Annotated in this window: 12 protein-coding genes; 10 read left to right on the top strand and 2 right to left on the bottom strand. The window is 74.7% G+C overall.

What is annotated here, in order from left to right; genetic code table 11:
* Positions 1–11 precede the first annotated feature (11 nt).
* The 3 genes from ACFOVU_RS16255 to ACFOVU_RS16245 all read left to right on the top strand — a co-directional run bounded on the left by ACFOVU_RS16255 (position 12) and on the right by ACFOVU_RS16245 (position 4,412).
* Positions 12–3,425, top strand: a complete 3,414-nt coding sequence (locus tag ACFOVU_RS16255) for a DNA polymerase III subunit alpha (RefSeq protein ID WP_378534485.1) — start codon at positions 12–14, stop codon at positions 3,423–3,425.
* Between the two features lie 91 nt (positions 3,426–3,516).
* Complete coding sequence (locus tag ACFOVU_RS16250; RefSeq protein ID WP_378534483.1) at positions 3,517–4,155, top strand: hypothetical protein; 639 nt, start codon at positions 3,517–3,519, stop codon at positions 4,153–4,155.
* Positions 4,152–4,412, top strand: coding sequence for a hypothetical protein (locus tag ACFOVU_RS16245; protein WP_378534481.1), 261 nt, complete (start codon positions 4,152–4,154; stop codon positions 4,410–4,412). The genes ACFOVU_RS16250 and ACFOVU_RS16245 overlap by 4 nt, the downstream gene beginning before the upstream one ends.
* Before the next feature lie 98 nt (positions 4,413–4,510).
* Here the strand turns inward: ACFOVU_RS16245 and ACFOVU_RS16240 are convergent, their stop codons facing one another.
* Positions 4,511–5,701 (bottom strand): ROK family transcriptional regulator, encoded by a 1,191-nt coding sequence (locus tag ACFOVU_RS16240; protein WP_378534479.1) that lies wholly within the window; start codon positions 5,699–5,701, stop codon positions 4,511–4,513.
* Positions 5,702–5,941: 240 nt separating this feature from the next.
* On the opposite strand from ACFOVU_RS16240, the gene edd reads away from it, so the two are divergent.
* The 5 genes from edd (at position 5,942) to ACFOVU_RS16215 (ending at position 10,411) form a co-directional block, all read left to right on the top strand.
* The gene (gene edd, locus ACFOVU_RS16235; protein ID WP_378534477.1) at positions 5,942–7,759 is read left to right on the top strand and encodes a phosphogluconate dehydratase; all 1,818 of its coding nucleotides are present in this window, start codon (positions 5,942–5,944) and stop codon (positions 7,757–7,759) included.
* The gene (gene glk, locus ACFOVU_RS16230) at positions 7,756–8,772 is read left to right on the top strand and encodes a glucokinase (RefSeq protein ID WP_378534475.1); all 1,017 of its coding nucleotides are present in this window, start codon (positions 7,756–7,758) and stop codon (positions 8,770–8,772) included. The genes edd and glk overlap by 4 nt, the downstream gene beginning before the upstream one ends.
* A complete protein-coding gene (eda, locus tag ACFOVU_RS16225) occupies positions 8,769–9,407 on the top strand; it encodes a bifunctional 4-hydroxy-2-oxoglutarate aldolase/2-dehydro-3-deoxy-phosphogluconate aldolase (protein WP_378534473.1) in 639 nt (212 codons plus the stop codon). Before glk ends, eda begins: the two co-directional genes overlap by 4 nt.
* A 153-nt stretch (positions 9,408–9,560) precedes the next feature.
* Complete coding sequence (locus tag ACFOVU_RS16220) at positions 9,561–9,935, top strand: ArsR/SmtB family transcription factor (protein ID WP_378534471.1); 375 nt, start codon at positions 9,561–9,563, stop codon at positions 9,933–9,935.
* On the top strand, positions 9,932–10,411 hold the full coding sequence (locus ACFOVU_RS16215; RefSeq protein ID WP_378534469.1) for an SRPBCC family protein: 480 nt from the start codon (positions 9,932–9,934) through the stop codon (positions 10,409–10,411). The genes ACFOVU_RS16220 and ACFOVU_RS16215 overlap by 4 nt, the downstream gene beginning before the upstream one ends.
* Positions 10,412–10,464: 53 nt before the next feature.
* On the opposite strand, the gene ACFOVU_RS16210 is transcribed toward ACFOVU_RS16215, so the two are convergent.
* Positions 10,465–10,653, bottom strand: coding sequence for a hypothetical protein (locus tag ACFOVU_RS16210; protein ID WP_378534468.1), 189 nt, complete (start codon positions 10,651–10,653; stop codon positions 10,465–10,467).
* A 48-nt stretch (positions 10,654–10,701) separates the two neighbouring features.
* On the opposite strand from ACFOVU_RS16210, the gene ACFOVU_RS16205 reads away from it, so the two are divergent.
* Positions 10,702–11,898, top strand: coding sequence for an RNA-guided endonuclease InsQ/TnpB family protein (locus ACFOVU_RS16205; RefSeq protein WP_378534466.1), 1,197 nt, complete (start codon positions 10,702–10,704; stop codon positions 11,896–11,898).
* An 18-nt stretch (positions 11,899–11,916) separates the two neighbouring features.
* Positions 11,917–12,171 carry an aldo/keto reductase gene (locus ACFOVU_RS16200; RefSeq protein ID WP_378534464.1) on the top strand — a complete coding sequence of 85 codons (255 nt, stop codon included), beginning with the start codon at positions 11,917–11,919 and terminating at the stop codon, positions 12,169–12,171.
* Positions 12,172–12,198 lie beyond the last annotated feature (27 nt).

The following is a 12,198-nucleotide window of genomic DNA, read 5'->3' as shown; positions in this document are numbered from 1 at the left end:
GGCCGCGCCTGATGGCCGATGCCTTCGCGCACCTGAGCGTGGCCTCCTCCGCCTCGATGCGGCACGGCACCGTGCGCCCCGCCGCGCTGGTGGAGCGGGCCGCCGCCCAGGGCATGGACATGCTGGCCCTGACCGACCGCGACGGTGTCTACGGCGCGGTCGCCCACGTGCGCGCCTGCCGCGAGGCGGGCATCAAGCCGATCCTCGGCGCCGACCTGGCCGTGGCCGCCCCCGAAGGGGGCCGGGTCACCGTCCTGGCCCGCGGCCGCACGGGCTGGGCCTCCCTGTGCCGGCTCATCAGCGCCGCCCACGCCTCGGGGACGCGGGGCGTGCCCGCTGTGTCCCGCGACACGATCGCCGCCCACGCCGAAGGGCTGGTGGTGCTGCTGGGGCCCGGCTCCGATGTGGGCCGGGCCGCGGCCGACCGCCGCCCCGAGCGCGCCCGCCGCCTGCTCGAGCGCTGGCGCCACATCGCCGAGGTCGCCGTCGAGCTGGTCGACCACTACGGCCCCGGCGAGCACCGGCAGGCCACCGCCCTGCTGCGGCTGGCCGCCGAGGCCCGGACCCTGGCCATCCTGGGCAACGCCGTCCGCTACCCGGCCCCCGCCGACGCCGAGGTCGCCCGCGTGCTCGACGAGGCGCGGCGCTGGCTGCCCGGCGGGGGCGGGCCGCCCGCGCCCGCGGGCGCCCAGGCCCACCTGAAGAGCACGGCGGAGATGGCCGAGGTCGCCGAGCGGATCTGCGGCGGCGATGCGACCGCGGCGCGGCGGCTGCTGGCCCATACCCGCGCCCTCGCCGCCTCCTGTGTCCTGGACCCCGGCACCGACCTGGGCATGGACCGCCCCCACCTGCCCGTGTTCGCCGACGCCCGCGACCGGCTGTGGCGGGCGTGCAAGGACGGGCTGGACCGGCTGGGCCGCTCCCGCGACCAGGCGGCGCGGTCGCGGCTCGCCCACGAGCTGGGGATCATCGAGCGCAAGGGGTTCTCCGCCTACTTCCTCACCGTGGCCGACATCGCCGGGCGCATCCGCGGCCGGGGCATCCGCTGCTCCATCCGCGGGTCGGGGGCGGGGAGCCTGGTCAACCACCTCATCGGGATCTCGGCGATCGACCCGATGGCCCACGGGCTGCTGATGGAGCGCTTCCTGTCCGATAGCCGCACCGGCCTGCCCGACATCGACCTGGACGTGGAGTCGGCCCGGCGGCTGGACGCCTACGAGGCGATCTTCGACGCCTACCCCGACGCCGCCTGCGTGTCGATGATGGAGACCTACCGGGCCCGCAGCGCCATCCGCGACGTGGGCGCGGTCATGGGCATCCCCCCGCACGAGATCGACGTGCTGGCCAAGGCGTTCCCGCACATCCGCGCCCGCCAGATCCGCGCGGCCTGCGCCGACCTGCCCGAGCTGCGCTCGGGCGGCCTGGTCGACGGCGCTTCGGCCCAGACGCTGTTCCGGCTGGCCGAGCGGCTCGACGGGCTGCCCCGCCACATCGCCATGCACCCGTGCGGGATCGTCGTCTCCGACGCCTCCCTGCGCGACCGCACGCCGCTGGAGCCCAGCCGGGTGGGCTACGACATGGTGCAGTTCGACAAGGACGACGTCGAGCACATGGGGCTGATCAAGCTCGACGTCATCGGGGTGCGCATGCAGTCGGCCATGACCCACGCCCTGGCGGAGGTCGAGCGCACGGGCGGCGGCCGGGTGGACATCGACACCCCCACCGCCACCGCTCCCGCCTCGGGCGGCGGCGCGCCGCCGCACCCCGGCTCCGCCGGCCCCTCCGCCCTGGCCCACGGCGACCCCGCCACCTACGCCATGATCCGCTCCTCGCGGACGCTGGGCTGCTTCCAGATCGAGTCGCCCGGCCAGCGCGAGCTGGTCAGCCGGCTGCGCCCCGCCTGCCTGGAGGACCTGATCGTCGACATCTCCCTGTTCCGGCCGGGGCCGGTCAACAGCGACATGGTCACCCCCTTCATCGCCGCCCGCGACGGCCTGCGCGAACCCGACTACCCCTCCCCCGCGCTGCGCGACGCGCTCGCCGAGACCGGCGGCGTGGTGATCTTCCACGAGCAGGTCATCCGGGTGCTGCACGCCATGACCGGCTGCGGCCACGACGAGGCCGAGCAGATGCGGCGCCGGCTCAGCAGCGACGAGGGCAAGGAGGGGGTCCGCAAAGAGTTCACCGCCATGGCCGCCGACTGCGGCCACCCCGCCGATGTGGTGGAGCGGGTCTGGGAGGTCATCGCCGCCTTCGGCGCGTTCGGGTTCTGCAAGGCGCATGCGGCGGCGTTCGCGCTGCCCACCTACCAGTCGGCGTGGCTGAAGCGGCACCACCCGGCGGCGTTCTACTCCGGGCTGCTCACCCACGACCCGGGCATGTACCCGCGCCGGGCGATCATCGACGACGCCCGCCGGTTCGGGGTGCCGGTGCTGGGGGTCGACGTCAACGCCTCCGACCGGGTATGGCGGGCCGAGCTCCTGGAGAACGGGGTGTGGGGGGTCCGGGCGGCGCTGGCCGACGTCAAGGGCATCACCGACGCCGAGGTCGACGCCGTCCTGGCCGGGCGGCCCTTCGCCTCGCTGAGCGACTTCGCCGCCCGGGCCCGCCCCTCCCGCGACGTGCTGGACCGGCTGGTGCTGGTGGGGGCCTTCGACCGGATGTACGGGATCGGCTCCGGCCCGACCCGGCGCGACCTGCTGCTGCGCGCCGGCGCCCTGGAGCGGGCCGGGCGCCGGGCGCTGGGGGGCGGGCAGCTGCCCATGGCCCTGGAGCAGGTGGGCGAGGTGCGCGGCGGCACGCTGCCGGAGATGACGGTGGCCGAGGAGGTGCAGGCCGAGCTGGAGGTGCTGGGCTATGACGCGTCCCGGCACCTGCTGGACTGCCACGCCGAGGTGCTCGCCGAGCTGGCCGCCTCCCACGGCGCGGTGCGCGCCCGCGACCTGCACCGGGTCCCGGCGGGGGCGGAGGTGCTGGTGGTGGGGGTGAAGGTGGCCACGCAGACGCCGGCGGTGCGCTCGGGCCAGCGCATCATCTTCACCACGCTGGACGACGCCACGGGCCTGGTGGACCTGACCTTCTTCGAATCGGTGCAGGACCGCTGTGCGGCCACCGTGTTCGGGTCCTGGCTGCTGGTCGCGCGCGGCCGGGTGCGCCGGGCGGGGACGGGGCTGGCGACCGTCAACGCCACCCACGCCTACGACCTGGAGGAGCTGGCCCGGATCCGTCGGGAGGAGGGGCCCGCGGCGCTGGGCGAGCGGCTGCGCGGGGACGGCGGCCGCGCCGCGGTGGCCGGGGTCGGCGGGCCGCGGATCCGCTACGCCAACGGCTACGCCCTGTCCCCCTACGCCGACATCACCCCGGCCGGCGCCGCGGGGGCGCCGCGCAAGCTGTGGCACGCCAGCCAGGGCAGTTCGGGCCGTTGAGGCGGCCGATCCCGGAGCGGCGGAAGTGACGTGGGTCACTTCCCGTCCGTTGCGAGAAAACCACTCCTTTTGTCCCTCTACAGTCCATCCAGTGAGAAAACGCGTTGAATGCGGTCCGCACCCGCTGAACGTCATCCCCATCCCCGGCGACGGGCGGCGGCACGTGGGCCGCCTGGAGGCCGTCCTGCACCGCCAGTGGGCGGCGGGCACGATCCCCCCGCAGTCGGTCCGCGACATCATCGACGGGTTCGCCAACCTCCCCTCCCACCTGGCCGAACGCCTGGCCGACGAGGTCGACGGCATCTACGTCGGCGAGGGCTCCGTCGTCGACCTGGACCACATGGGGCACCTGCGCGGGCTGCGCACCGACCCCGACGACCCCCACTCCCGGCCCTTCGACCGGCTGGCCGGGATCTACCGCTACGGAGTGATGGCCCTGGGATCCCTGCCGCACGAGTCGATCTCGCTGGTCCTGCACGAGACCGGCCACGTCCTCGACATCGCCGACCAGATGATGTCGGAGACCCGCGAATGGCGCGACCTGCACAAGGCGTGCCTGCCGCTGCTGGAGAACCCCTACTGGCACAAGCGCCACGAGTGGTGGGCCGAGGCGTTCGCCCTCACGGCCTCCGACGGCTTCGAGGTGCTCGACGACATGCTGGCCGGGGACACCGGACTCGCCTACGATGTCACCAGGTACTTCGAGGACAACTACGGGGTGATGGCATGACGCCGGAGATCGCGGTCCGGTACCCGGACGGCACCATCCACGTCGCGGTCGGCTACGCCGACCCCTCCACGCCGGTCTTCGCCTGCGGCACCGACGTCCTCAGCCCCGGCGACGACGACTACGACTTCTACGCCGCCCGCGCGGTCCCCGCGTCAGAGCACCACCGCACCCCGCCGCGCGACCCCGCCCGCGCCGCCGCCCTCAAGGCGGAGTTCCGCCGCCGCTACCGCCGCGACCACGGCCGCCGCTCCGCCTGACCCGTCCCCCCGGCGGACCTGGGCCCGCCGACCGTACCCGCCACCGGCGCGCCGGCTCGCACCGGTCCCACCGGCGGGACGCCGCGCCCCGGCCGGGCCTACCGGGCCGCCGCCAGGTGGGCGTCGACCGCGTCCGGGGACAGGATGCGGTCCAGGACCAACGCGGCCGCTCCCAGTAGGCCGGCGTCGCCGCCGGTGTGGCCGGGGACGATGCGCAGCCGTCGCGTGGCCAGGGCGGTGGAGCGGTGGAAGACCACCTCGCGCACCCCGGCCACCAGGGGGTCGTAGGCCTGGGCGAGGTCGCCGCCCAGCACGATCACGGCCGGGTTGAGCAGATTGACCGCCCCGGCCAGGACCTCGCCGATGCGCCGGCCGGCGCCGCGCACCAGGGTGACGGCCGCGGGGTCGCCGCCCCGGGCCAGGGCGGCCAGCTCCGGGACCCCGGCGACCGCGCGGCCCTGGGCGGCCAGCCGCTCCAGCAGCGCGGGGCCGCCGGCCACGGCCTCCAGGCAGTCGGTGTTGCCGCAGCGGCACGGCGTGCCCCCGCCGTCGCGGACGGGGATGTGCCCGATCTCGCCCGCGGCGCCCAGAGCGCCGCGCAGGAGGGTGCCGCCGGAGACGATGCCGGCGCCGATCCCGGTGGAGGCCTTGACGAAGACCAGGTCGCCGACGCCGGGGTGGCGGGCCCGGTGCTCCCCCAGGGCCATGGCGTTGACGTCGTTGTCCAGCAGCACCGGGACGTCGAAGCGCGCGGCCACCAGGGGCCGGATCTCCACGCCGCCCCAGCCCGCGAGCACGGGCGGGGTCGGGGCGCGGCCGGCGGCGAACTCCACGGTGCCGGGCACGCCGATGCCGGCGCCGCGCACCCCGGCGCCGGTGCGCCCGGCGGTGCGCAGCAGCTCCTCCCAGGTGTCGAGCAGCCAGGGCAGCACGGCATCGGGCCCCTCCTCCACGGGCGGCGCGCCGTCGGCCTGGGCCAGGATGCGGCCGGCGAGGTCGCAGACGGCGGCCCGGCCGCGGGAGAAGCCCAGGACCGCGGCGAGCACGGTGCCGGCGTCGGCGTTGAACTCCAGCCGGGCGGGCGGCCGGCCGCCGCCGGAGGGGCCGGTCGCATCCTCGGTGACCAGCCCGTGGGCCAGCAGCTCGGTGACGCGCAGCGCCACGGCGGGCCGGGACAGGCCGGTGCGGCGGCCGATCTCGGTGCGGGTGGCGGCGTCGCCGGTGCGGATGAGCCGCAGCACGTGGCCGCTGGAGACGGCTCCGGGGGAGGGAGCGGTGCGGCGTGGCATGCCCCATTGAAACACGCTTCTGGGCGGTCGGCGGACGAACCAGGACGACTTATGTAAAAAATACTCCTTAAGTGGAGCTTGTTATGTGACCGAACCCGCCGCTATGTTGCCTTACGTCCACAACGTGCCCTGTGTCACGGTCCGGGCGCGGCAGTACCCGCCCGGCCCCCGGGCACGCCCCGGCGCCCCCACCCGACCCCAGGCGCCCGCCCGCCCACGGCACGAACAGGAGCACCCCCGATGACGACCCTCCACCCCCGCCTCGCCGAGGTCACCCGGCGCATCGCCGAGCGCAGCGCCACCGCGCGCGCCGCCTACCTGGACCGCATCGGCGCCGCGGCCGCCGAAGGCCCGGCGCGCGCCGGGCTGGGCTGCGCCAACCTCGCCCACGGCTTCGCCGCCTGCGCACCCGCCGACAAGCTCGCGCTGAGCGCCGACGTCAAGCCCAACATCGCCATCGTCTCCGCCTACAACGACATGCTCTCCGCCCACCGGCCGCTGGAGGACTACCCCGCGATCCTCAAGCGGGCCGTCGCCGGCGCCGGGGGCGTCGCCCAGTTCGCCGGCGGCGTCCCTGCGATGTGCGACGGCATCACCCAGGGCCGCGCGGGCATGGAGCTGTCGCTGTTCAGCCGCGACGTCATCGCCATGTCCACCGCCCTGGCCCTGTCCCACGACATGTTCGACGGCGCCCTGATGCTGGGGGTGTGCGACAAGATCGTGCCCGGCCTGCTCATCGGGGCCCTGTCCTTCGGCCACCTGCCGGTGGCGTTCGTCCCCGCCGGGCCCATGCCCTCGGGCCTGCCCAACGCTGACAAGGCCCGCGTCCGCCAGCTCTTCGCCGAGGGCAAGGCCGGGCGCACCGAACTGCTCCAGGCCGAATCCGCCGCCTACCACGCCCCCGGCACCTGCACCTTCTACGGCACCGCCAACTCCAACCAGATGCTCATGGAGGTCATGGGCCTGCACCTGCCCGGCGCCAGCTTCGTGCCGCCGGGCACCCCGCTGCGCGAGGCTCTCACCGCCGAGGCCGGGCGCCGCGTCACCGGATTGACCGCCCTGGGCGAGCACCACACGCCCATCGGCGAGGTCGTCGACGAGCGCGCGATCGCCAACGCCGTGGTGGCGCTGCTGGCTACCGGCGGCTCCACCAACCACACCCTGCACCTGGTGGCCGTCGCCGCGGCCGCGGGCATCGAGCTGACCTGGGACGACTTCGCCGACCTGTCGACGGCCGTCCCGCTGCTGACCCGCATGTACCCCAACGGCGCGGCCGATGTGAACCGCTTCCACGACGCCGGGGGCACCGCTTACCTGATCGCCCAGCTCCTCGACAGCGGGCTCCTCCACGCCGACGTCGCCACCCTCGCCGGCCCCGGCCTGGACCGCTACCGCCACCGCCCCGAACTGGGCCCCTCCGGCCTGGCCTGGGACGACGAACCCAAGGCCAGCACCGACACCGCCGTTCTGCGCCCCGCAGACGACCCCTTCTCCCCCGACGGCGGACTGCGCATGGTCGCCGGCAACCTGGGCCGCGCCGTCGTCAAGGTCTCGGCCGTGGCCCCCGAACGCCACGTCATCGAGGCCCCCGCCCGCGTCTTCGACGACCAGGCCGGCCTCCAGGCCGCCTTCGACGCCGGCGAGCTCGACGCCGACCTCGTCGCCGTGGTCCGCTTCCAGGGGCCGCAGGCCAACGGCATGCCCGAGCTGCACAAGCTCACCCCGCCCCTGGGCGTCCTCCAGGACCGCGGCCACCGGGTCGCCCTGGTCACCGACGGACGCATGTCCGGCGCCTCGGGCAAGGTGCCCGCCGCCATCCACGTCTCCCCCGAGGCCGCCGCGGGCGGCCCCCTGGCCCGGGTGCGCGACGGCGACACCATCCGCCTCGACGCCACAGCGGGCACCCTGGAGGTGCTGGCCCCCGACCTCATGGAGCGCGCCCCCGCCGCCCCCGCCGCCGAGCCCGCGGTGGGCACCGGCCGCGAGCTGTTCGCCGCCCTGCGCCGGGCGGTCGGCCCGGCCGAGCAGGGCGCCGGGGTCTTCGGGGCCGCCCGGTGACCGCCGCTCCCCCGCTGACGCAGCCCGCCGTCCCGGCGCCCGCGCGCTCCCGCCCCTGGCTCGTGGCCGACATCGGCGGCACCAACGCCCGCTTCGGCCTGGTCGACGCCCCCGGGGCGCGCCCGCGCGACGTCTGCCGCCTGCTGTGCGCCGACCACCCCGACCTCGCCTCGGCCGCCCGCACCTACCTGGAGCGCACCGGCGGCGCCCGCCCCGGCGCGGCGTGCGTGGCGGTGGCCGGGCCGGTCGAGGGCGACCGGATCCGGCTCACCAACGCCCGCTGGGACTGCTCGGCCGAAGACACCCGCCGCGAGCTGGGGCTGGCGCACATCGAGGTGGTCAACGACTTCGCGGCGCTGGCGCTGGCCCTGCCCCGCCTGGACGGCGGCGACCTGCTCGCCCTGGGCGGGCCCCCGCCCGCGGCCCGCCGCCCCATGGCGGTGCTGGGGCCCGGCACCGGCCTGGGCGTCGCCGGGCTGCTGCCCGCCCCCGGCGGCGGCTGGGTGCCGGTCTCGGGCGAGGGCGGCCACGTCGGCCTGAGCCCGGCCACCGACCTCGAGATCGAGGTGCTGCGCACCCTGCGCGCCGGCCAGGGCACCGTCACCGCCGAATGCGTCCTCTCCGGCCCCGGGATGACCCGGCTGCACGGCGCCCTGGCCCGGGTGCACGGCGGCGCCGCGGCCGCGCCGCTGCCGGCGGAGCGGATCTGCGACACGGCCGACGAGGACCCGCTGTGCGCGCTGACGCTGGAGGTGTTCTGCGCGCTGCTGGGCGGCTTCGCCGGGGACTGCGCGCTCACCCTCGGCGCCACGGGCGGCGTGTTCGTGGGCGGGGGGATCGCGCCGCGGATCGCGGAGGTCCTCCAGCGCAGCGATTTCCGGATCCGGTTCGAATCGAAGTACCGGATGACCGATTATGTGAAGGACATCGCCACCGTGCTGATCACCGCGCCCACCCCGGCGCTGCTCGGCACGGCGGCCCGGCTCGACCAGTGCTTGGAGACCACCCCATGAAGCCCCGCAGCAGCGCCGACCTGTTCACCCTGGCCCCGGTCATCCCCGTCGTCGTCCTGGACGACGCGGCGACCGCGGTCCCCCTGGCGCGCGCGCTGGTCGCCGGCGGCCTGCCCGCCATCGAGGTCACCCTGCGCACCGAGGCCGGGCTGCCCGCCATCGAGCGCATCGCCGCCGAGGTGCCCGGGGCCGTGGTCGGCGCCGGCACCGTGACCACCCCCGCCCAGGCCGCCGACGCCGCCAAGGCCGGCGCCGCGTTCCTGGTCAGCCCGGGCTGCACCCCCACGTTGCGCGAGGCCATGGCCGCAACCGGGCTGCCGTTCCTGCCCGGGGTGGCGACCGCGTCGGAGGCGCTGGCGCTGCTGGAGGCCGGCGTGACCGCCATGAAGTTCTTCCCCGCCGAGGCCGCGGGCGGGCGCCCCCTGCTCAAGTCGCTGTCGGGGCCGCTGCCGCAGGCCCGCTTCTGCCCCACCGGCGGCATCACCCCCGCCAACGCGCCCGACTACCTGGCGCTGCCCAACGTCGGCTGCGTCGGCGGCACCTGGCTCACCCCCGGCGATGCCCTGGCCGCGGGCGACTGGGCGCGCATCACCGCCCTGGCCACCGAGGCGGCCGCCCTGCGCCCGGCGGGCTGACCCCAGCACCACCGCGCCGCGGGCGCCCCCATTGAGGGGGCGCCCGCGGCGTTGCCGTGTGCACGCGATGTCGACCCGCCGACGGAAGGGGTTGACGCGAGCGGCGGAGCGGCATAAGTTCTTAATCAACGAGATGGTTGACCAACGGGAAGGTTGAATAAACTGCCCGGACCCCCTGAACCCGCGACCGGCGGATCCGGCGACGACGCGCTCGACCGGGCCTTCGCCGCCCTCGCCGACCCGGTGCGCCGGCGGATCATCGCCCGCCTGAGCACCGGACCGGCCACCGTCAACGAGCTCGCCGCCCCGTTCGACATCTCCAAGCAGGCGGTCTCCAAGCACATCCAGGTCCTCGAACACGCAGGCCTGGTCACCCGCACCCGCGAGGCCCAGCGCCGCCCCGTCCACCTGAACCCGGGCGCGCTGGAGTCGCTGACCGCCTGGATCGACACCTACCGGCTCGACCACGAACGCAGATTCCGGCGCCTGGACGCCCTGCTCGACACCATGGGAGACACAGACCAATGAGCACCAACCCCGTCACCGTCACCGCCCCCGAGGGCGTCCCCTTCATCGAGATCACCCGCGAGTTCGACGCCCCGGTCGAGGCCGTCTTCCGCGCCCACACCGACCCGGGCCTGGTCAAGCAGTGGCTGGGCCCCCACGGCTACGACATGGACATCGAGGCCTACGACGTGCGCACCGGCGGGCGCTACCGCTACGTGCACAGCGACGGCTCCGGCGGGTCCTACGCCTTCAACGGCGTCTTCCACACCGTCCGCCCCAACGAGACGATCATCCAGACCTTCGAATACGAGGGCGTGCCCGACTCCGTCAGCATCCAGACGCTGACCTTGGAGGACCTCGGCGGCGGCCGCACCCGCCTCACCGGCCACAGCACCTTCCCGTCGATGGAGGCCCGCGACGGCATGATCAGCAGCAACATGGAGAAGGGCGTCACCGAGGGCTACGAGCGCCTCGACGAGGTCCTCGCCGGCCGCTGACCGGCGGCCCATCACGCCGGCTGAGCCCCGGTCCGCTGACCGGGGACCGGGGCTCAGCCGAGCGCGTCCCCGCCGCCGGACCGGTAGGCCCCCGCGCGGGCTGCGGCCGCCGCGGCCTCGGCGGCGCGGTCCGCCGCGGCCTCGTCCAGCGGGGCGCCGGTCGTCAGCAGCCGGTAGTACAGGGGGGCCGATCCCGCGCGGACCACCTCATGGGGATCGGGCGATTCCCAGCGCGGCGACATGGACCACCGATATGGTCAACGTTGACTCACTCGGAGGGGGTGTGCTGGATGATTCGCGCGTACAAGTTCCTCCTGCGGCCCACCATGAGCCAGAGGGCCGTACTGGCGGCAATGTTGCGCGACCACTGCTCGCTCTACAACGCTGCCTTGCAGGAACGTCGCGACGCCTATCAGCGCCCCTCCAAGACCACCATCCGCTACGGGCAGCAGTCTGCGCAGCTCAAGGAGATCCGGGCGTTCGACCCCGAGTGCCAGGGCCGCTGGTCGTTCTCCTCCCAGCAGGCAACACTGCGTCGGCTGGATAGGGCGTTCGCGGCGTTCTTCCGCCGCGTCAAGACTGGGGAAACCCCCGGATATCCCCGCTACCGCGGGGTCGGCCGGTTTGACACCGTGGAGTTCCCCAAGGATGGCGACGGCTGCCGCTGGGACTCCACCCCGCATGACCGTGTGGCCCGGGTGCGCCTTCAGGGTGTCGGGCACGTCAGGGTGCACCGGCATCGGCCGGTGAACGGCACGGTCAGGACGATCAGCGTCAAGCGCGAAGGGCACCGCTGGTATGTGATGGTGACAGCCGAGCGGGAGCCGGAGCCGCTGACGCCGACGTCCAGCGCGATCGGGGTCGATATGGGCATCGCCAATTTCCTCGCCGACTCCGACGGCGGGTTTGTACCCAACCCGCGTCACGGACGCAAGGCTGCCGCAAAGCTCGTTACGGCTCAGCAGGCCCTCAGCTGTTGCGAGAGCCGGTCGACGAGACGCCGCAAGGCGGTGGAGAACGTAGCAAAGCTGCACCGCAAGGTGCGCCGACAACGGCTCGACCATGCCCACAAGACCGCGCTCGACCTCGTGCGGCACCATGCCTTCATCGCGCACGAAGACCTCAAGATCCGCAACATGAGCCGGGCTCCTGCCCCGAAGCCGGACCCCAACGTACCGGGTGCCTTTCTACCCAACGGGGCCTCGGGCAAGGCGGGATTGAACCGCTCGATAGCCGATGCCGGATGGGGGGTGTTCCTCGCGATCCTGAACGCCAAGGCTGAGAGCGCCGGACGGGAAGTGATGGCCGTGGACCCCCGCAACACCTCCCGGCGGTGCCCCGAATGCGGGCACACCGCCCAGCAGAACCGGCCCACACAGGAGAAGTTCCACTGTCAGTCGTGCGGTCACAGCGCCCACGCCGACACAGTGGCGGCCACCAACGTTCTACGGGCCGGGCTGGCCCGTCGCGAAGCCCAACCGGCATAGCGAGAAGCTACCCCCTTTTTGCGGGGTGGAGGAGTCACCAACTGGCTGCTGCGGCGCCCCACCGTCGCCTCGGTCATCATCGGCGCCCGCGACGAGAACCAGCTGCGCCAGAACCTCGGCGCCATCGGCTGGATGCTCTCCGACGAGCACATGGCCCGCCTCGACGCCGCCAGCCGCACCACCGCGCCCTACCCGTACTTCCCGTACCGGCGCCAAGAGGGCTTCGCCCGGCTCAACCCGCCGATGGAGGACACCGCCCGCCCGGCCGCATGACACCCGGGCGCAACCGGGCGGAGGCGG

The sequence above is a fragment of the Nocardiopsis sediminis genome (assembly GCF_042650565.1).
GTDB lineage: Bacteria > Actinomycetota > Actinomycetes > Streptosporangiales > Streptosporangiaceae > Nocardiopsis_B > Nocardiopsis_B sediminis.
This window is presented reverse-complemented; position numbering and strand designations above follow the sequence as displayed.